General features: G+C 45.9%; 16 protein-coding genes. 3 read left to right on the top strand and 13 right to left on the bottom strand.

Annotated features, from left to right (window positions below):
• Positions 1-20: 20 nt before the first annotated feature.
• A complete protein-coding gene (locus IEY13_RS24490) occupies positions 21-680 on the top strand; it encodes a DUF1826 domain-containing protein (protein WP_229688002.1) in 660 nt (219 codons plus the stop codon).
• A 38-nt stretch (positions 681-718) separates the two neighbouring features.
• Here the strand turns inward: IEY13_RS24490 and IEY13_RS24495 are convergent, their stop codons facing one another.
• The 8 genes from IEY13_RS24495 to IEY13_RS24530 all read right to left on the bottom strand — a co-directional run bounded on the left by IEY13_RS24495 (position 719) and on the right by IEY13_RS24530 (position 13,047).
• On the bottom strand, positions 719-1,759 hold the full coding sequence (locus IEY13_RS24495) for an alpha/beta hydrolase family protein (protein WP_188957334.1): 1,041 nt from the start codon (positions 1,757-1,759) through the stop codon (positions 719-721).
• A 41-nt stretch (positions 1,760-1,800) separates the two neighbouring features.
• A complete protein-coding gene (locus IEY13_RS24500) occupies positions 1,801-3,780 on the bottom strand; it encodes a TlpA disulfide reductase family protein (RefSeq protein WP_188957335.1) in 1,980 nt (659 codons plus the stop codon).
• Between the two features lie 21 nt (positions 3,781-3,801).
• Complete coding sequence (locus tag IEY13_RS24505) at positions 3,802-5,325, bottom strand: PKD-like family lipoprotein (RefSeq protein WP_188957337.1); 1,524 nt, start codon at positions 5,323-5,325, stop codon at positions 3,802-3,804.
• A gap of 26 nt (positions 5,326-5,351) precedes the next feature.
• Positions 5,352-6,110 (bottom strand): DUF4843 domain-containing protein, encoded by a 759-nt coding sequence (locus IEY13_RS24510; protein ID WP_188957339.1) that lies wholly within the window; start codon positions 6,108-6,110, stop codon positions 5,352-5,354.
• A gap of 22 nt (positions 6,111-6,132) precedes the next feature.
• Entirely contained in the window at positions 6,133-7,560 is a 1,428-nt protein-coding gene (locus tag IEY13_RS24515) for a RagB/SusD family nutrient uptake outer membrane protein (RefSeq protein ID WP_188957341.1), read from the bottom strand.
• Positions 7,561-7,570: 10 nt separating this feature from the next.
• Positions 7,571-10,885 carry a SusC/RagA family TonB-linked outer membrane protein gene (locus tag IEY13_RS24520; RefSeq protein WP_188957343.1) on the bottom strand — a complete coding sequence of 1,105 codons (3,315 nt, stop codon included), beginning with the start codon at positions 10,883-10,885 and terminating at the stop codon, positions 7,571-7,573.
• Positions 10,886-11,117: 232 nt separating this feature from the next.
• Positions 11,118-12,338: a FecR family protein gene (locus IEY13_RS24525; RefSeq protein ID WP_188957345.1), complete on the bottom strand. Its 1,221-nt coding sequence runs from the start codon at positions 12,336-12,338 to the stop codon at positions 11,118-11,120.
• 100 nt (positions 12,339-12,438) lie between these two features.
• Positions 12,439-13,047, bottom strand: a complete 609-nt coding sequence (locus tag IEY13_RS24530) for an RNA polymerase sigma factor (RefSeq protein ID WP_188957347.1) — start codon at positions 13,045-13,047, stop codon at positions 12,439-12,441.
• 115 nt (positions 13,048-13,162) lie between these two features.
• On the opposite strand from IEY13_RS24530, the gene IEY13_RS24535 reads away from it, so the two are divergent.
• The gene (locus IEY13_RS24535; protein ID WP_188957349.1) at positions 13,163-13,888 is read left to right on the top strand and encodes an ATP-grasp domain-containing protein; all 726 of its coding nucleotides are present in this window, start codon (positions 13,163-13,165) and stop codon (positions 13,886-13,888) included.
• A gap of 42 nt (positions 13,889-13,930) precedes the next feature.
• On the opposite strand, the gene IEY13_RS24540 is transcribed toward IEY13_RS24535, so the two are convergent.
• Genes IEY13_RS24540 through IEY13_RS24555 form a run of 4 tightly spaced genes read right to left on the bottom strand, consistent with a single transcriptional unit; the run spans position 13,931 to position 15,878 of the window.
• Complete coding sequence (locus IEY13_RS24540) at positions 13,931-14,317, bottom strand: hypothetical protein (protein WP_188957351.1); 387 nt, start codon at positions 14,315-14,317, stop codon at positions 13,931-13,933.
• A 22-nt stretch (positions 14,318-14,339) separates the two neighbouring features.
• Positions 14,340-14,768: a hypothetical protein gene (locus IEY13_RS24545; RefSeq protein WP_188957353.1), complete on the bottom strand. Its 429-nt coding sequence runs from the start codon at positions 14,766-14,768 to the stop codon at positions 14,340-14,342.
• Between the two features lie 46 nt (positions 14,769-14,814).
• Positions 14,815-15,279, bottom strand: a complete 465-nt coding sequence (locus IEY13_RS24550) for an anti-sigma factor family protein (RefSeq protein ID WP_188957355.1) — start codon at positions 15,277-15,279, stop codon at positions 14,815-14,817.
• Entirely contained in the window at positions 15,276-15,878 is a 603-nt protein-coding gene (locus IEY13_RS24555; protein WP_188957357.1) for an RNA polymerase sigma factor, read from the bottom strand. The genes IEY13_RS24550 and IEY13_RS24555 overlap by 4 nt, the downstream gene beginning before the upstream one ends.
• 181 nt (positions 15,879-16,059) lie before the next feature.
• Between IEY13_RS24555 and IEY13_RS24560 the strand changes: the two genes are divergently transcribed.
• Positions 16,060-16,677, top strand: a complete 618-nt coding sequence (locus IEY13_RS24560) for a DUF6624 domain-containing protein (protein WP_188957359.1) — start codon at positions 16,060-16,062, stop codon at positions 16,675-16,677.
• A gap of 79 nt (positions 16,678-16,756) precedes the next feature.
• On the opposite strand, the gene IEY13_RS24565 is transcribed toward IEY13_RS24560, so the two are convergent.
• Positions 16,757-19,819 (bottom strand): beta-L-arabinofuranosidase domain-containing protein, encoded by a 3,063-nt coding sequence (locus IEY13_RS24565; RefSeq protein WP_188957361.1) that lies wholly within the window; start codon positions 19,817-19,819, stop codon positions 16,757-16,759.
• Positions 19,820-19,936 lie beyond the last annotated feature (117 nt).

Here is a 19,936-nt window from a genome sequence, read left to right on the forward strand (position 1 = left end):
CTGAGCACCAAATTCAACGTGTGGCTAGTTTTCGCGACCTTGTTTCCACGCCCTTTACGGGCGTAATCAATGCTATTTGCTGGAGCCGCACATTAACAGGTGATTTTTCTGAAATTGTTGAAAAGGTAGCGCTAAGCGAAAACATAACCACCATTGAGCCGGAAGAACTATTTGCACTTCAGTTAAGTGAGCAGGGGCAACTTGCCCGCGAAATTCTTTTAAACGACCTGCAGGCATTAAAAGATCATGGTGCATTGCCAACCCTTAATGTCATCAGGAATTACGACAGGGATGACGCGCTTCCGTTTTTTCCAACCGATGTGTATTCTTTTCATGTAGATCGTTCTCCTATACCGGTAGATACCTTTTTGTGTACCTACTATGGCGAACCCAGCGAAATACTACCCAATGCTCTGGGCACGCAGAAAATACTTATTCCGGAAATACGCAATGAACTTAAAAAGCTGTATCACGGTCCGGAAGAAGGTTTTGAGTCCTTCCTGAGCGATCATTTCTTTGACCTGCACTATCAGGCCCACCCTGATGCAAACATCATAAACTTAGGTACCGGCAATCTATGGAGGTTAACAACTGATCATCCTGAAAGCCCGGTTCCTCCATGCCTTCACCGTGCACCAGAGGAACAACCCGGGCAGCCCAGATTGTTGCTCATCTGCTAAATGTGTAAACAGCAAAAACATTACAAAAGTATCTGGCCTTATAAAAACTTCTTCAACCAGTCGCTCAATACTTTATACAACTGCGGATGCATGTGCTGCTCCGCCTTGCTGTATTCACTGGCCAGGCAGGTGGTACATTCCTGTAACAAATGGTTCATCTGCGGCACAACCACCGTGGTAATACTGGCTCCCTTACGTGCACCAATATACTTTTTAAAATAGGGAAGGTGTATTGCTGCAGGCACCATAATGTCTTTATCGCCATTAACAGCCAATACAGGCACCCGTATATCCTTCATATAATCTGCCGGGTTGTAGCTGATATGAAAACGGAACCAGGGGCCGGCGACCTGCCGGGCGAATCCATCTACCGGATAATAAATCCGCTCGCGGAAAGCATTGGAATCCTTTTTCATTATCGCATCATCTTTTACTTTCCAGCGGTCATAAGTAGCTTTTACCTGTTGTATCAAAATACTGTCAGCATCACGCACGTGCGCAGCAATGGTATAAAACACGCTATCGTTCAGCGTATTCAAGCGCTGCTTTTTCGTTTCAGATACTCCCGGGCTGTTATCTACTATGGCTCTGTTCTGCGCAATCAGTGCCTCCAGGCCGGGTGCAGCAAGGCCGGCAAGGCTTACCAGAAAAGCTATGTTGCTGCTTCTGGCAGCAGCTATACAAATGGCGGCACCGCCTTCACTATGGCCCATCAGGCCCACTTTGACAATGCCTTTCTGCTGCTGCAAAAAAGCAGCAGCCACCAATGCATCTTCTGCAAAGTCAGCCGTGGTAGCTGTTTCGTATACGCCGTTTGTTTCACCTGCTCCGCGGTCATCCATACGCAGTACTGCAAAGCCAATACTGTTAAGCCAGGTGGCCAGTTGTTTAAATACAGGGTGTCCGGCCATCATGCCATCGCGGTTTTGCTTTCCGGTACCAGATACCAGTACTATACCCGGGCAGGCTGTACGATTCGCAGGCCAGCTGATGGTAGCGCCGTAGTGCATGCTGTCTTTTGTAAACGTAACAGAATCCTGCTGAGGAACAAATGCCTGACTTTGACAGTCAGGCACCATCCATAATAATAAACAACAAAGAAACGGGGGAAGTATTTTTATCATCCTTCTTTCTTTAACAGTTCAATAATATAACTGATTTCATCGGCCAGGGCACTGGGGCTTCCCATGTAGCCGGCAGCGTACCACCGTATCTGCCCTTTACCATCAATAATAAACTTGGCCGGTATGCCACTGGAATGCACCGTTTTTGCATACTTGCTGTAAGCTTCATCCAGGTGTCCGCTGGCGCTTTTGCCATCATACAATACATTCAGGCTATAGTTATGCTCTTTTAAAAAAGCTTTAATCTGCTCTTTGTAATCAGGCTTTGTCTCCTGCGTGGCAATAAAAAAGAAATCAACTTTATCATCCTTTGCATATTTATTCACCGCCATCTGCATACCAGGCAAGGCTGCTTTACAGGGGCCGCACCAGGTAGCCCAAAAGTCCAGCACTACTATATGCCCTTTCAGGCGCGATAAATCTGCAGTACCCCCTTTCAGTTGCTCCAGCTTAAACAGCGGGGCATCTTTGCTTATCATCTGTTCGCGGATATGCTTACGCTGCGCATCCAGTTGGTCGGCACTTTTCAGGTTGTTAAAGTATTCATCAAAGCCTTTGTCAGATCCGTTCTTTCTCACGTATTCCTTCTTCAGCATTTCTATTGCTTCCGGTATAATGCTGTTGAGCGCTGCACTGTTTTCCACTACCTGCATGGCTTCTTTATGCCGTCCGTTCTTTTCCAGCAATAGGGCGTACAGCCCCTGGAAGGCGGCATTCTGTGCAGCGCGCTGCATGTTTACTTTTTCCATCCATACCAGTGCTTCTTTGTCCCTTCCCAGTTTGTGCAGCAGCGAAGCATGCCCAAAGAATGCAGGTGTAGCACGCCCCAGTATCAGTTGCTTCCATTGCAGCGGGCTGTAAAATCTGCTTTCCGCACCATCTTTATGCAAGCTCCTGTATTCCATCAGTTCAACCAGCATTGCAGAATACGGAAAAATAAACTCAGCATTAACTTCACCGTGCTCATAAGGCCCCATCACCAACAGGCGGTGAAATTCGCTCTGGCTGGTAAAAGTTCCTATCGGGCTCATGGCTTTCAAAAAATCGTAATTCTTTTTAGCCATTTCTATATACACTACCGCACGAAAAGTTTTATCGTAATACCATTTATCGGTTTCTGTATCTACGTTACGGAAAGAATCCAGGGGAAATCGTTGCGCAAAGGCCTTCCACATATCTACTTTTACGTCAGCCTTTGCCAGAAACATTTTAAATATCTCCTTATCCCGGGCAGTAATACCATTGGGAAATCTGGCAATAATTACCTGATCAAGCGAATCCGCAACGGCTTTGTTGCCTTTCAATTGCCGGTAAGCTTTGCTAACATCCATCAATTCATCCTCTGTAACATCGGGTAGCGATGCAAAAAATTTTGCTTCCCGCGGTAATATGGTATCAAACTTTGCCACATCCAATTCCTTCAATACTACCATAGTATTGTAAAATATTTTCCGCCTGCTTTCCGGATGATCTCTCAGTTCATTGTTCATCCAGAATCTGCTTACTTCCGGCTTTATTACGGCGGAGTCTACTGTAGCCGGCGGCACCTGGCTTTTCAGCAGGGGTGTACGCAGGTAAGACCATGCAGCGTAAGACAATGCAGCCTGCCTGCCTTCCTTATTAAAACCCATGGTAGCGTAAGTAGCTATGCCCCCCTTATCAGTAATACCATTGGCGCTGAAGTTAGGTATCATAAAAGCGGTTCCTTCCGGCAGCAGATAGTTGGCTATCCATCCGGAATCGGTCATTTTCATATCCAGGTCGTGTGCTTCCCAGTGGTTATTACAATACAGGTATATAACACCTGTTACCGGTGCCAGCCCTTTCAGCGGCGTATGCTCCGGATTGTAATAAATAGAAACCGGCTGTCCTTCTGTTGGCCTCAGCGGTGTATATTTTACCGCACTCTGCGCCCGGGCACCGGCTGCTGTTAACACAGCAGCCAATACCGGCACCATCCATTTCTTTGTACTCATTCTATATATCTGTTAATAAAATTAATAAGTGCCGCTACCCCTTCCTTTGGCAGTAATGTCTGTTACTTTACCAAACCCATCAAACACCTGTGCAGCAGGGCTGGTAATTTGCCCGTTATTACCGTTTACTTTATACTCATATACCCTGCCCTGCGTACCATCCCAGGTAGCAATGTATATTAAAGCACCATCTGCAGCGGTAAGGTTAAAGTTGGGGCGTGGTTTAAACACCTTCATACACGTAATAGTTTCTCCCGCCGCAAAGCCATCCAGCATTAATGTTGCAGCATTGGTGCCTTCGTAGTTGTAGGCATATACCCGGCGTTCGGTGGCATAAAAATCAATAATACCCAGTTCGCTGGTCTGAAAAAACTTAGCAGCTGCTATTTCAGGCAGGTTGGTCATATTGTAAGCCCCTATGGCCAGCGCACCATCATCTGCTTTATTAAAGTTGCTTACATACAGCCAGTAACCCGTACCTGTGCGGTCTTTAAAAAACGAATGCGTATTGCCGTTAAAGCCACGATCCATAAACAACATATCCTTGCCCACCGTGCGGTGGTTAAACGGCGCATTGTTTACCGAAGGTGCTGCCAGGTCTATCATTTGCCCACCCATACCCGAAGCACGTACAAAACGACCGTTCTTCTGGTCGTATGCTACTGCTATTAACGAAGAAGCCGTTTGATAAGCCAGGTAGGGCGCCAGTTCATAATCGCCATCCAACGCGCCGCTTATTAAAGCATCCGTTTCATACGCGGTATTGTATATATGCAGCTTACCGGCATTAATTACCGCTGTATAATTGCTGGTAAGTAGCGAATAGGCCTGCGGCGCTATTACAGCATCCGGCCTTCTGAAAAATTGCCCATCTAAACGCAGCAGCGAAAAATCGCTTCCACTCATGCGCGCAATATGTTTGTCGCTACCCAGTGTAATCCAGTTTTTTGTGCTGAAAGAAGCCCTCTCCTGTGCCACAAAACGCGGCACACCCGGAAACTTTTTACCCGCAGCAGCGCTATACAAGCCACGCAGCCTGCGGGGGTTAAAACCGGCTACCGGCACGGCATTGGCTGTAACCAGAAAGTCCACATCAGAAGAGTCGGCCGTGCCGTGCAACACCATTACACCATATTCCAGACCGGCAGATACAGTAATGGTAAAAATGGTGTTTACCTTCAGCTGATTGGTACTATCTGTTACCAAAAGCTCCAGGCGATAATCACCAACCGTTTCCGTAATCTGCGCACTCAGTTGTTTGCTGTACGATAATACCCGCGATGCCTTTGTTGGTGGCGTGCTTCCGCTGGTAAACTGGTGCATAATCCATTGGTATTTCAGGTTTGAAGCATTGCTGTAATTAATTACCGGATTAATATCCAGCGTGCTGTAGCGCTCCACAAACCGGGCATTACCTATACCTGTGGTATCTATAACAGGCAAAGGCACATTAGTATAAGCATAGTTGCCCAGGTCTTTTTTACAGGCAGCCAGCAGCAGCATACCCGCCAGGCCTGATAATATATATTGATAATATTTTTTCATGATAGTAATTGATGATGATGAATACCCTACAGCGGGAATGTAACCAGGTTGCCAGACTCGTCTGTCAAATCCGGATCGTGTGTGTTGTTGTATTGCAGCAAAGCCGCTTTCAGCACCTTATTCAAATCCAGCATAGCGGCACCGGTGTACTCACCTGGTGCGGGTGGTACCCTTGCACTTTGCTGCAGCGGAAAGCTTGATTTGCCGGTAACCTGTATAATAAACCGCCACTTCACCTCACTGTACGTACCAAAGTAGTAACCTATAGAAATAATACCATCCCAGTTAGAAGGCTTTACTACGTTATCACTCCACGTAATAGTAAAAGTGCTGTCTTCCACTACGCCACGCTTAAAATCATCTGTAACAGCTATACCCAGGTTAAGCGTAACGCTTTTCTGCTGTATATCAGCAGTACGGCGCAACAATACAGGTATATACCCGTAAATAGAATCTGCAGGCACCACACCGTTTAAAAATTCATAATGCACCCCTTCCTGCGCAGTGGTTCCGGTGGCTATGGTACGGCCACGCACTACCCGGTTGCGGGAGGCGGTGTTTCCCATAATTTTCACTTTTATCTTCATGGTATCTGTTACCACTGCTGCCGGTGAGGTAAGAAAGCTGAAGGAACGTGAAGTAATACGGCTTTGCACCACATCGGTAGCACGTTCAAAAAAATACACGCGCGGCTCATCATCATAACTCCCCAGATCTTTGGAACACGAAAAAAACAGCGGTAACGCAATAAGCAGGTATAATAGTTTTGTTGAATGCAGTTTCATAATTGTTCGTTTTAACGTTCAGTTAATTTCCACCATTTCCGTAAGTGGTCTCATCATCCGGCAACGGCAATACATACTGGGTAGCGGTAACAGCCAGCCCGTTTATCTGTGGTGCGTTCAGCCTTTTGTAATAGTGAAACAACTGGCCTTCACAATAAAACTCTCTCCGGTACTCCTTAAATATTTCATCCTGCAGTTGCGCCGGTGTAAGCGAGCCGCTCAACGGTGTAGCATCTCTGGCCACCCGTACCTGCGATACATAGGCAGCCGCATCTGCCGGGTTAGATTCTTTCAGGCACTCTGCCGCTATGTAATACAGTTCTGATACACGGAATACAGGTATAGCAGTAGTATACTGGGTACCTGAAGAGGTTACCTGCCCCAGCTTAATACTATAGCGCAATTGAGTTACGTTGTCATACGCTGTTAACTGCGAGTAGCGTACATCGGTGGTAGATTCGTATACAGTATTGTATTCAGCAACGGTTTTAGTAAGCAGATTACCGGCACCTGCACCACTGGCCGGCGGGGTAAAATAGCTGGTTACGTTGGCCGCCATATCAGACTTATACAATGCAAAAATCAACTCCTGCGAAAACAAACGATTACCCGCCACCTGGTTAGCAGGCGTTAACGGGTAAACACCGCTGTTTATAACCGTTTGCGCTGCGGCAAGGGCTTTAGGCTTATCACCAGCATACAGGTATACACGCGCCTGTAAAGCTTTTACCGCGTAGTAATTCATTTTCTGCCGTCTGTTTCTGAGAAAACCGGTAGTGGTAGTGGGCGTAGTACTTCCCGGCACTATGGGGTCTGCTGCCAGCAGGTCTGTTTCCGCAACTGCCAGGTCAGCTATCACCTTATCTACCACCTCTTTTACTGTAAGGCGTGGCGGAGCCGCTACCGTTAGCTGGTCTAAATAAGGAATGGCTTTTATGGTGCCGGCATCAGCCGCTACGGGCGAAGGGCCAAACAAACGCAGCAGATCAAAATGCAGCAAAGCCCGCAATGCATGTGCTTCACCATGGATGATACGAAAGTTTACCCCGCTGAATTTAGCGGCGCCATCTGCCTGTAAATGGCCTATAATATTGTTATCTTCTGCAATGGCATTGTACATGCCACCATATATGCCATCTATCTTTCCTCTCACCTCTCCGCGCAGGTAGGCGTACTGGGCAGTATAGTAATATTCCTGCGAGGTGCCGGAAAACACGGTATGTTGTTTACCAATCACATCTGTAAAACCATACGTAAGCTCTCTGCCGTACAGCGCATTCACATCCATATTCAGGTACACGCCGGTAAGGGCATCCATATATCCCTGTTCATCCTTAAACACATCTTCTGCATCAATCTGTGTTTTGGGCTTTACATCCAGAAATTTGTTGCAGGATACTGTAAACAGGCCTATCGGCATCAGGTATATTAAAAAACGATACAGTTTCATGTGTTTACAATTAAAAAGTTACTTGTAATGAGGCGGCAATGGTTCTTGCATAGGGATAGTCCAGACCACGTTCTGTTTTTACAGAACTGATGCGTCCCAGATCGTTCATATTCAGCATCAGGTTCATTCTGCTTGCTCCCACCCGCTTCAGCCACCGGGCATTGCCAAAATCATAACCCACACTTACCGAAGAAAACAGCAGCTCATTCAAATTCTGCACAAAGCGGGAAGTAGGCCGGGTATCGGTTTGGTCAGCAATGTTTTTATACAGCGATTGATCGCCGGGGTTTTTCCATCTTTCGGTAAGCGCCCGTTCATCTACGTTGTAAGCAAAATCTGCATTCTCTACGCGGCTCACCAGCGTTGTATTGTATTGCTGCCCACCCCAGCGGTAAGTAAAAGCAAAGTTGGCAGTAAAGCCTTTGTGCATCAGGTTAAAGCCAAACGTACCATTGTACAGCGGGTTGGCATCTCCCCCCACCACATAGTCGTCCGTATTCCACTCATATGTAAGCGATCCATCCTGCTTCACAAAAATCTCTTTACCATTGGCCGGGTCTATACCCTTGCTGCGCACTACCCATATAGCGTTCATAGACTGTCCGGGCTCGTACCGGGTAGAGGGGTTGCGGCGGCTGGCATTACCGGTACTAACACTGTCTTTTGCCTGATCTCTCATACGGTTCAGCTGCACCAGCGAGTTAGATACTTTGGTTATTTTATTGGTATTATGCGCCACATTGGCAAACAGGCTTATGTTGCTTCTGGTGCTGCTTTCAGACCATACCCGCATATTTACCCCCAACTGAAAACCTTCATTTCTCGCTTCGCCGATGTTAGATTTATAGGTACTGAATCCATTGGAAGGCGCCACAATCATATCGCTCAGCAAATCCTTTGTATCCTTCTGATAATAATCGAAACGGATACTCAGTTTATTAAACAAACTAAGGTCTACACCAATGTTGTTGTCTTTTACCTGCTGCCACTGTAAACCGGGGTTAGGCAGCGCCATCAGATCTATTCCAATATCACCATTATAGGTACGGTTGGTAATATACTGGTAAGTGGCCAGCGACTGGTACGAGTTAAAATTCTGTGTACCGGAAGTACCGGTAGAAGCGCGGAATTTTAACAGGTTTATCCAGGTAAGCTGCTTCATAAATGCTTCGCGGTGCACGTTCCAGCCCAGGCCCGCCGACCAGAAAGCACCCCACTTTTTATCAGCACCAAACTGCGAGCTGGCATTGCGCCTGTAGGTTGCATCTATCAGAAAGCGATCGTCGTAGCTATAGTTTACAGAGCTGGTAATGGCCAGCGAACGATTGGTGTTTTCAGTACCTTCTGCTTTTGTACCATCTGCATACCTGCGGCCAAAAGAAATATCGTTCATTTTATCGTTCGGAAAACCCACCATCACCATTCCGTTGGTGGTAGTGTTAGATGTATTTACCGAGTAAATGCCGTTCAGGAAAAAATGGTGCTTACCTGTGCTTAATGAATAACCTGCTATCAGGTCGGCATTCAGCATATTCTGCTTACCATTCCTCAGCGTATACTGACCTCTGTCCAGATAAGCATCCAGTACCGGCGAAACATTAATATACCTCGAATTGCTGGCTGGAATAAACTGATGCGATTCGTTAATCTGACCATTATACCCTACACGGGCTGTTATTCTCAGGTTACGGGCAGCATCCCAATCTGCATAAAAATTTTCGATAATATTGGTGTAAACGGTGTAATCCTTTGCGTTTAACGAGCCGTCATACATAGGGTTACCCACCAGCGTGTTAGCTCCTGCATTGTACGCCTTAATAAAGTTGCCGTTATCATCTGTCATTCTCCAGTATGGGTTCAGCCTTGCAAAGTTGGTAAAGCTGCCGTAGGGAGAATTTTTAGAATTGTTCTTATCTATGGTAAGACTGTTTCTGAACTGTACTTTGTTTTTGCGGTAAATAAGGTTAATACCGCCCGATATGGTTCTGCGGTCAGACCCTTTCATTACACCCGCCACATTGGTATAGTTCATATTGGCAGAGTAACGCAGGCTACCCTCTCCCCCTTCCATTACCAGGCCATGGCGCTGACCAAAGGCATTGCGCAGCGGTTGCGAAAGCCAATAGGTATTCACCCCGCTTAATGCAGCCTGCAGGTTTTGCGTATACTCAGGTATTAATGCAGCTTCGGTTAATGGAAAGGTAGAACTGTACCTGCCCGATAAAACCTCGGCCTGTACCTTCTGCATACTGTTGGTAAGTCTGTAGCTGCTCAAATCAGGGGCAGTTACATCCATGTTGCCGGAATAAGAAAGCCGCAGCTGGCCTGCGGCTGGCGCTTTTGTTTCAATTACCACCACGCCATTACCCGCGCGTGAGCCATAAATGGCTTTGGCAGAGGCATCTTTTAATATGGTGATACTGGCAATCAGGTTCATGTTCATATCATTCACCTTTTCCAGCGTGGTTTCAAAACCATCCAGTATAAACAGCGGCAGGTTAGGGTTAGAGGTATAAGCCCCCTGCAAATCGGCCAGGCCGGTTTGCCCTCTCAGCTGAATATCGGGTAACATATTAGGGTTAGAGCCTGCATTCAGGTTGTCTACTATCTGAAAAGAGGGGTCCAGTATGGCCACTGCCTTTAGTACATTCTGGTTAGAAACTGTGCGCAGTTCCTTTTGCGTAAAAGTGGCCACAGCACCGGTGTAGCTGGATAATTTACGGGAAAACATACCGTTAGATACTACTACATCTGAAAGGCTGTCAGTTTCCGATACCATGGTAACAGTTAAAGGCTGTGTACCATTCACGTTTTCCAGCGCCTTTCTTTTATGTCCCAGACTAATAAAAACAAGTGTTACCGGCACACGGTCAACCCGCACCGTAAACGAACCCGACTGGCTGGTTACCGCACCGTTTTTGGTACCCTCCACCACCACCGAGGCGCCCGCAATGGGTTCGCCCTTTTCGTTCATCACTTTACCGGTAATAACTACTACCGGCGGGGGCGCGGCCAGAAAGGTCAGCGAAGCCTGTTTCTTTTTAATCACCACCACCTGGTCCACTATCTGGTAGGCCAGTGGCGTGTTCTGCAAAATGGCACTCAGTGCCTCTGCCAGTGGCTTTTTTACCATAGACACATCTACCTTTCCCGCAAGCGCCAGGTCTTCATCTGAATAGAGGAAGTTTCTTCCGGTTTGCTTGCGTATTTCCGTAAAAATTTTCTCCAGCGGGGCATTCTTCGCTTCCAGCGATACGGTTTGCCCCAAACCAGCTGCATGCACATGCAGGGTGGCAGCCAGTAATAACATTAACGATAACCTCATAACCAAACATGTTTTGGTAAGCAAGGGGGATACGCCTCCCTTGTTTTTGATCAAAGCAGTTAAACACATACATTTGTTTTGGGTAATAAATTGACTTTAGCAGGTTTGTTTTTGCCCCTTGTGAACCGGGATGTTGGTAGCATTCCGGTTCTTCATTTTCAGGCGTTACGGATAAATTTTCTCTTGTATTAACGCAATAGTTTTATTTACAGGGTGAATAATATTATATCTATCATATGGTAACCTTTACGTGGGTACCGTTAACTGTAAAATGTACGTTGCCGGTTAATTCCAGCATTTTTAATACCTGCCCAGCATTTACACCACGCGGTATGGTACCGGAAAACTTTTTAACCGGCACAGATTCGTATTCCACCGTTATATCATACCATCTTTCCAGCTGGCGCATCACCAGTTTAATGTCCGATTTTTCAAAATGAAAGTACCCTTTCACCCAGGCCACCGCCTGCTCATCTCTGCCTTCCAAAACCTGCTCCGTTTTATACTTATCCGATAACAGCAGTTGCTGCCCCGGTTTTAGCTGTATTTCTTTCTGCGCTGCTGTTTTTACCTTCACCGCACCCGAAAGCAGGGTGGCGGCTACATGCCCTTCATTTTCATACGCCATAATATTAAACTCGGTACCCAGCACCTGCACATCTGCCTTATGCTGGCCGGCTCTGTCTTCCACCGCTACTATAAACGGCTGGTTGCCCTGTTTGGATGTTACTTCAAAATAAACTTCTCCCGTTACAGTTACATTCCGCTCCCTGCCGTTGAAGAAAGAAGGAAAGCGAATGGTACTCAATGCATTCAGTAACGCCGTGCTGCCATCTGGTAATACCACCCTGTATTGCCCACCTTTAGGCGTAGCCAGGGTTTGCCACAGGGCAGGCACATCTCCGGCAGGTTTGCCTTCTACCTGATACAACAGTTGCCCGTTGGCCAGCTTGCTCACCTTCACCCCTCCCTGCTTTGCCAGTGTGCCGTTGGCTGCAGTATCCAGCACAATTACGCTGCCGTTGTCCAGGGTAAGCGTGGCCTTATTGCCGCCCGGCAGTATGTCGGGCTGCTTTTCCTTACCGGCTTTTACCACTTCTTTTTTACCGTTTTTATGGCTGGCGGCGTACCACACAACTACCGTTACCGATAACAGCAGCAGCAATACTGCCGCAATACGCATAGCGCTGTAAAAAGGTGTTATGCGCATGCGGGGCCGTTCATCTGAACCAGCGACTTTATTCAATACATTATGGTATAATATGTTTTCACGGGAGGTATTTGCCAGGTTAGGCCATTCGTTGCCTGCAAAAGCACCATCAATAGTTGCCTTCAGCAGCTGTTCGCTGGTTTCGCCGTTTACCCATGCCAGAAACTCGTTCAGTTCCTCTGCATTAAGGCCATCTGCCAGGTACCCTTTCAGTAAGTATTGCGCTCTTTCTTCTGTTAACATCCCTCAAAAGCAGTTTTTGGGTATTGTTTTGGTTTCGCAGGGCATTCGCCCCTATATAAAAACACAAAAAGAAAAGGCAGGGAGTAGTGGTTTGAAAAATTTATTTTGAAAGAAGGATATACAGCACCGGAACAAGCGACAAATCGCCCGAATTGTTTTGCAGAAAAACACGCAGTGTAGCCAGCGCCTTACGAATATGGGCTCTTACCGTAAGCGCGGAAACGCCCAGCTGCCCGGCAATTTCTTCGTGCGAAAGGCCATTATATCTACTGAGGAGGAACACCTTACGTTGTTGCTCAGGCAATTGTGCAATAGCCTGCTGCAGCATTTGCTGCGATTGTCTCAGAATCAACCGGTCGTCCGTATGGGTAGAATCTGCAAAATGTGCGTGCAGCTCCTGCTGGTATTCCACTTCTCTGGATTTTACCCTTAGTGTGTTGTAAATGTGGTTGCGGGCGGTAATAAACAGGTAACCTTCAAAATTACTGCTGCCCTCCGGTGCTGCCTGCGGCAGCCATTTTTCCCGGTGCATCCATATTTTAAGAAAGGTATCCTGCACCAGCTCTTCCGACAACGGTTCAGATTTGGTAAATGTATAGGCTATGGAAAAAATCTTTTCCCAGTATTGGTGAAAAAGACGCTGGAAGGCTCCCGTATCTCCTGCCGCCATCCTGTGCACCAGCTCCATATCCGACAACGAATTACTCAATCAGCTTTTTTGTTGACAGTAAAGGTATGTATAGTACTGCAAAACAGCGAACTGTAACAGCGGATGCAGCTTTGTATTTAAAAACGGATACTTTGTTTATTATTGGGTAATAATTATGAACGCAACAACAACCCTGTTAATTCCGCAAAAAACCAACATTGAACAAGAGCAGGTAGTAGCCGCATGGATAGGAAATGGTGGGCAGGTAAAAAGGCTGGATAAATTCTGGATGAAGGATGAAGAAATAATGCATAAAAAAATTGCCATTTACGGTAATCAGGCATTTGCTTTTGTGGTAGCTCAGATTTATCATGTTGAACTGTTATCTCCTGACGATACTTTAATAACCCAACTGGAGCATAAATGGACACAAAGGATTATTGCGCAAAAAACAATCAGCCAGATATCTGCTCAGGATTGCCCAATATTCATTAAGCCGGTTATTCCTAAAATTTTTGTTGCGGGCATTTTCCAAAGCATAGAAGATTTCCAAAAAGTAACCAGTGGGCTGCCGGATACAGAAGCGCTTCTGGTTTCAACAATAGTTACCACTATACAAGCGGAGGCCAGATGCTATATAAAGAATGGAGCAGTACTGGACATAGCTTTATACGAAGGCGCTGCTGATTTGCAGGAGGGAGAAAAATTTGTATCTGCCTTTATGGCTGATTATAAAAATCATTTACCCGAAGTGGTGGTAGTAGACATTGCGTTTAGCAAAAACACCGGCTGGTTTATTCTGGAATTTAATGCCTGCTGGGGCGCCGGCCTTAATAACTGTAATGCTGAGAAGGTAATTGAATGTATCATCGGGGCAACCACTAATAACACCACTCAATAGCTATATTTAGAACGCCCTGAACCAGGGCGTTTCTGCTTTCATTTATGGCTTAACAACACTCCTCAGCCCTTCACATATACTCCTGAGTTTATTCAGCGCATGTGTATCATTATCAGATTTATCAGCCGTTATCTTCAAGGCGCCAGGCGATGCTTTAATATGATAGTTCACACCACTGCTTATCTGCACGTCTTTTTTCACGGTATGTTCTCCGCCAAAAACAATTTCCGGTTGCAAACAACTGTCTATATATTTTTCTACCTGCGATGCCTGTTCCCGATCGTATTTAACCTTTACCGTAGCAGCTTTTGAGGAAAGTGAATAAGAGAAACTGGTAGCACTACCAGGAGCATTTTCGTGCAGGAAAGCACTGGCAGAAACTACTAATACAAGTATAGCTGCCACCATTAGTAAATAAACCTTTTTCATATACTTATTTATTTTAGAGCAGTTAATCTTTCAACCGTTTTGCCCACAGATAAAAACCCCAGAACCCTAACGCTACACAAACAGTCATGATAATTATGGAATGAATGCCCAGCGGGGAGGTAAAGCTGATAATCAACAACCCTATAGAAATAGCCATTAAAATAGTAAACCACTTTACAGCTATAGTCAATTCATTTTTCCGGGGCAGCATGCTGGCAATCACTTCGCCAGGCACGCCTTTTTCCAGCATTTTCCGTTTAAGCTGGTCGTTAAGAATAATCCTTACCAGCGAGAGTATAAACCCGCAAATAATACACAGCACTATGGTAGCAAATATGCTTCGCATAAATTCAGTAGTTATGCCTCCGTTGTTAGACAATATATAGGTGGGCTGCGCATTTGCTATTATTGAAAAAAAGAGGAATAACAATATGGAGATAGAACGTTTCATTATCATTCGTTTTGTTGCTATATAATCTTAGACCGGTTACTTTATTTTATGTTGCAGTTTTCTGATAAAATTTCAGCAGTTCCATTTTTTTCCGGTAGGTAGCCAGCATTTCTCTGCATTGAAGTACTGTAATAGTAATTGCGGTAGCCACCAGCAGACAAAGCATCATGCTATCTACGCCCTTCAAAAGTTCTTTAAAATAATTGCCCATAACCCATACAGTAATTCCTGCCATAGTTATTGCAGCAATACCTAACCACATGGGCAAGTGTGAGGCCGGGCGTTTTGCTGTAGTTACAACAGGCAGCTTTGACAGTATCTGAATTTCCATATCCAGATTAAAAACAGGCTTTTCCATAGCGCTGAGTGCAGCAAACATAGCCCGGTAATCAGCTATCGCAGTTGCACATTTTGCGCATTGCTGTATATGTGCTTCCCATTGCTGGCCAGGCACTTCCTGCTCCAGGGCCAGCTGCTGCAATTCATCATCAGAAAGATGTTCCTGTTTCATAAATCCTCCTTTTTATATCCTGATAAAATTTGCTGTCTTAATGCTTTTCTTGCGCGGAACAGATAGTTCTTCACCGTCCCCTCCGGCAGGGATGTAATCTCCCCTATTTCGGCATAACTCAATTCTTCCTGGTGGTATAGTATAATCAGTGTTTGGTAAACAGGGGGAGAAAGCATTCGCACAGCAGTAGTTAAAATAGCAGCAAGCTCTTTTTGCGAAAGCGCTTTTTCGGCACTGTGTTGAAACAGTTCCTGGTGTTTATTCAGTTGATCCAGCCCGTTTTCCTGTTCATCAGCACCTGGCAAAAACATCAGTTTCTTTTTTTCCAGATAATGCAGGCAGCTATTGTAAGCTATCTTTCCCACCCAGGTAGATAATTTTGACTGGAATTTAAAGGCAGCAAGACTGCTGAATGCTTTCAGATAAACATCCTGCACAATATCCTGCCTGTCGCCCGCAGCAGGTATCATTTTAAAAACAATCTGCACCACCAGCCCTTCCGTCTGGCGAACAATACTGGCAAAAGCCTGCTGATTGCCTTTCAGCACCTGATTAACAAGATATTGATCCTCAGATATATGTCTGTGATTAAAATGCATTCGTTTTATAAGACCGGGCAACATGAATAATGTTGCAAAAAATGTAAAAAAAGAGAAAACAACTCCTTTCCGCCACCTTTCGTATATTCAAATAAATAAATATAACATGCGGATAATTATTGCTTCCTGTATTTTTTTACTCTTTGCGCCGCTGCCCGTGCAATCACAGCAAACCCTGAACATGCCTTTACAACATGAACTGGATAGTATTTTAAAACTGGATCAGCGTTACCGGGAAGCACTTTCTATTTATTCAGATAAAACCGCAGATTCCCTGGCAGCCGCCTATCATGTTTCTAAAGAAAATGTAAGCAGCTATCTGTGGCAGTTGCAAACAAAAGCCGATTCCAGCAACCTGTTAAGAATCAGGGAAATTATACAGCAGTATGGCTATCCGGGAAAAACGCTGGTAGATAGCCCTGCCAACGAATCTGCATGTATGGTAATACAACACTCCAATGTTATTGATCAGTTCCTGGCACTGATTAAAACAGCAGCGGAGCAAAAAGAACTGCCTTTTCATCTGTATGCCATGATGCTCGACCGTTCGTTAATGTACAACGGCAAACCGCAGGTATATGGTACACAGGGAAAAGGATTTCAGGCACTGGATTCCGTTACCGGCAAAAAAAGCTTTCAGCTGATTATATGGCCGGTGCAGGAAGCTGCTACCGTAAACGAAAGACGAAAAGCCGCTGGCTTTAAGGATACTATTGAAGCGAATGCGAAGCGGCTGGGCATTACCTATACACCACTTACCATAGAACAGGTACATAAAATGCAAGGAAAGAAAGAATAGGCTTTCTGTAATAAAGGCAAAAAAACCGGGGGCACTGCTTGTATAAGCAATGCCCCCGGATAATAATATCCAACAAAGCCTATTTCAACTTCACATCCAGATATACCGAATGCCGCCCGTAGCTTTCGTAAAAGGGCTTAAACACCACATCATCAATGGTAAACTGCAACTGCTTAGGATCACCCTTTATGGTTTTGCCAATTTCTGCGGCATCCAGCGTTATTTTACGCCAATCCTTTCTTGCTTCGGGTTCCTGTGCAGCCAGCAACACCGGACCATAAAACAGGCTGGCAATATTCTGCTGATCCATCACAGGGTCCAGATGAAAGCCAAATGGCATTTGCAGTTCTACTATATCGCCATCCTTCCATGTGCGACTTATTTTCAGGTAGCTGCCGGGAGTAGCCTGCAGTTTTTGTGCTTTGCCGTTAATTTTCACAAAAAAGCCTTTGGTTGCCCAACCGGGTACGCGTACATGCACATCAAACTTGCCACTGCCCTTAATGGTAAGGCGGGTATTGTCTTCCTGCGGAAAGTTGGTAGCTTGTTCTATGGCCACTTTACGTTCTGTCCATTCCAGTGTAGAAGGTATGTACAGGTTTACATATAACGCCTGGTTATCTGTGCTTTTAAAATAGATAGAATTCTGCAGCTTGGTACTGCTTTCAATAGCGGTACCGTTACAACAGGTAAAGCCACTCATATCATCATTACTAAACTGCTTTACACTACCTGGCCTTAGCGGTACGTGGTAAGTATTGGCGGGGCTGTTTTCTGCTACTGAAGCCAGAATATGATTGTACAGTGCACGTTCATAATAATCCATATATGCCGCCTGCTGGTTAAACATAAACAAATCACTGGTCAGCTTCAGCATATTGTAAGTAGCGCAGGTTTCGTTTTGTCCACCATCCGAAAAGCCATTTTCGTACAAAGTACCTGGCTGGCTTATAAAGCATTCTGCATTGGCCGGGTTACGCGCACCTGCCACGCCTCCTATACTGTACATATAATCGTTCACGGCCTTGTACCAGAAATTATCGGCAATTTTATAGTATTCCGGATTGTGAGAAACCCGGTACATTTCAATGCTACCTACTATTTGCGGTATATGCTGATTGGCATGTAATCCGCGGAAAATGTCTACATTTTTAGCCAGTCCATGTACATGTTGGGTATCACCATAAAACACCCGTATGTTATCAAACAGCTGCGCTGTTTTCAGGTACTGCGGTTTTTGAGTAATGCGGTACAGGCGGGCCATTGCTTCATTCATGCCTCCAAACTCACCGGCTATGTAGGTGTTCCACATCTTAATAAGTGTGTCGGTGGGCAGCTTGCTTAAACGGGCATGCACCCAAAGCCCCATGTCCGAAGCCACTGCCAGCGCTTTCTGGTTGCCGCTTACTTCATACACATCCATTAAACCGGCCAGTATTTTATGCAGGGTATAATAAGGAGCCCATACCTGTGTTTTCTGTCCGCCATACTTAGCACCTTTCTCCAGCATAATAAACTGATCGGGCGGGTAAGCGCTTATAAACCCCGTACCCCAGTTCCAGTAATCGTTGCGGATGCCCCCTTCACTCAAGTCAGAATCGTAGGCAGATTTGCCAGGCCCGAAAGGCACTGCGGTTGGGTCAGCCACATGCTCCCCACCCGCCTCCTTCGGCTTTCCAGACAGTTGCGATAATGTGTACAGCGTATTAACCATATACTCCATTTTGCCGGAGAAATTGGCCTGAAGCGCTTTGTCGTATCCGGTACCTGCATAGGCCTGTGCAATAGCCGTAAGATAATGGCCGGTTGCATGGCCTCTTAACTTGGTATCCTCACTATCCCACACGCCCAAAGGCTTTGCCCCTTGCGGCTGCGGCTGGCCAAATGCCTGGCGGAACATATACAGAAAAGAATTGGGATCGGTTTTGGCCAGGGTAAGAATAAACTTATCGCGGTTTTCCACAAATTTGGTAGCATGGCCATGTTCATCCATTTTCAACGCCACCTGCTGTAACGGAAACGCTTCCAGCTTTGCATCGGGCGTATTGGCTTTTGCTGCCTCTTTAATGGTTACCAATGCCTTTGGTTGAAAATCGGTTCCCGCTACGCGCCCGGTAACCGTATATTGTCCGGGTTTCATAACCGCTGTATTATCAACCGGCTCCGGCCATAATACACGCACCGCCGGCCCTTTTACATTATTTTTATAAGTACCTGGCAGGTGGCTGGGCAGCCTGGGCAAATTACCGGTTTCTGTTTCCACCGCCACATCACCCACTTTTGTTAACAAGGCATTGTACAACTGCGGTTCGGTTGCTGCAAAATGCGGCAGATCATCTTCTTTTTTTCCTCTGGTATTTACTGAACCTTCGTTTACACTTTTTCCGGCATTGCGGTAAATAACAGCTACCTGCCTGTTACTGAGCGGAACCCGGTAAATACGAAAATCGTACAACAGCGCATTCAGCAAAGGCCCGGCTGGCGATAATGCCTTTCCAATATTAAGCTGTCTGCCTGCCGCCTGATTGCCAAACACTGCTGTTAACTCCCGTGGTACTTCTTTAGTTTCCGCCACCTTTTTACCATTTACATATGCAGTCATGGTTTTGGAAGGAATATCTATTACAATAGCCAGATGTACCCATTTATCCACTTCCACCGCAGGTGCATCGGTTCCGTTGTTACCGTTCTTATCTGTTATCACTGCCTGAAATCCCTGTCCCGGCTTTGTACCTGCGGGAGCAGCAAAAAAATGACTGGCAGCACTGGTTCCAAAATCAAAAAACAGCTGGCCGGGCTGCTTACTACGCAGATATATCCAGCCGGATATGCTAAGTGATTCCAGATCGGTAAGCGCTGCACCCGGAAGGGTAACAAATGAACTGCTATCGCCGGATAACGACAACACCTTTCCAAGCCGGTTATCATTTACAAATGTGGCACCAGCGCCCTGCAGTCTGGCGTGCAGGTTATTGCGCGACCAGTCTTTACCATCTCCGTTAAAAACATAGCGTGCAATCATTCCCGTTTCACCAATTCCATCCAATATCTGATCGCCGTTTTGTGCCTGAGCAGTATTCATACCCTGTACCCAAACAGCGCCCAATACAATGGCATGCAAAAACAGTTTGTACATTTTCATAAGGGTGAAACTAGGAAGATTCGCCCCGTTTATTTGAGTCAATTTTAGCTAATACTCAAAAAATATTAACAGGTACTCCGGAAGTGTTCTTCTGTCATTCAAACAGTTCAATCCGGT

The sequence above is a fragment of the Filimonas zeae genome (assembly GCF_014641615.1).
In the GTDB taxonomy this organism is placed as follows: Bacteria; Bacteroidota; Bacteroidia; order Chitinophagales; family Chitinophagaceae; genus Filimonas; species Filimonas zeae.

Excerpts from the sequence above, each read along its gene's own strand:
- IEY13_RS24495 (WP_188957334.1), bottom strand. The coding sequence starts at position 1,759 with ATGGTGCCTGACTGTCAAAGTCAGGCATTTGTTCCTCAGCAGGATTCT.
- IEY13_RS24500 (WP_188957335.1), bottom strand. The coding sequence starts at position 3,780 with ATGAGTACAAAGAAATGGATGGTGCCGGTATTGGCTGCTGTGTTAACA.
- IEY13_RS24505 (WP_188957337.1), bottom strand. The coding sequence starts at position 5,325 with ATGAAAAAATATTATCAATATATATTATCAGGCCTGGCGGGTATGCTG.
- IEY13_RS24510 (WP_188957339.1), bottom strand. The coding sequence starts at position 6,110 with ATGAAACTGCATTCAACAAAACTATTATACCTGCTTATTGCGTTACCG.
- IEY13_RS24515 (WP_188957341.1), bottom strand. The coding sequence starts at position 7,560 with ATGAAACTGTATCGTTTTTTAATATACCTGATGCCGATAGGCCTGTTT.
- IEY13_RS24520 (WP_188957343.1), bottom strand. The coding sequence starts at position 10,885 with ATGAGGTTATCGTTAATGTTATTACTGGCTGCCACCCTGCATGTGCAT.
- IEY13_RS24525 (WP_188957345.1), bottom strand. The coding sequence starts at position 12,338 with ATGTTAACAGAAGAAAGAGCGCAATACTTACTGAAAGGGTACCTGGCA.
- IEY13_RS24535 (WP_188957349.1), top strand. The coding sequence starts at position 13,163 with ATGAACGCAACAACAACCCTGTTAATTCCGCAAAAAACCAACATTGAA.
- IEY13_RS24540 (WP_188957351.1), bottom strand. The coding sequence starts at position 14,317 with ATGAAAAAGGTTTATTTACTAATGGTGGCAGCTATACTTGTATTAGTA.
- IEY13_RS24545 (WP_188957353.1), bottom strand. The coding sequence starts at position 14,768 with ATGAAACGTTCTATCTCCATATTGTTATTCCTCTTTTTTTCAATAATA.
- IEY13_RS24550 (WP_188957355.1), bottom strand. The coding sequence starts at position 15,279 with ATGAAACAGGAACATCTTTCTGATGATGAATTGCAGCAGCTGGCCCTG.
- IEY13_RS24555 (WP_188957357.1), bottom strand. The coding sequence starts at position 15,878 with ATGCATTTTAATCACAGACATATATCTGAGGATCAATATCTTGTTAAT.
- IEY13_RS24560 (WP_188957359.1), top strand. The coding sequence starts at position 16,060 with ATGCCTTTACAACATGAACTGGATAGTATTTTAAAACTGGATCAGCGT.
- IEY13_RS24565 (WP_188957361.1), bottom strand. The coding sequence starts at position 19,819 with ATGAAAATGTACAAACTGTTTTTGCATGCCATTGTATTGGGCGCTGTT.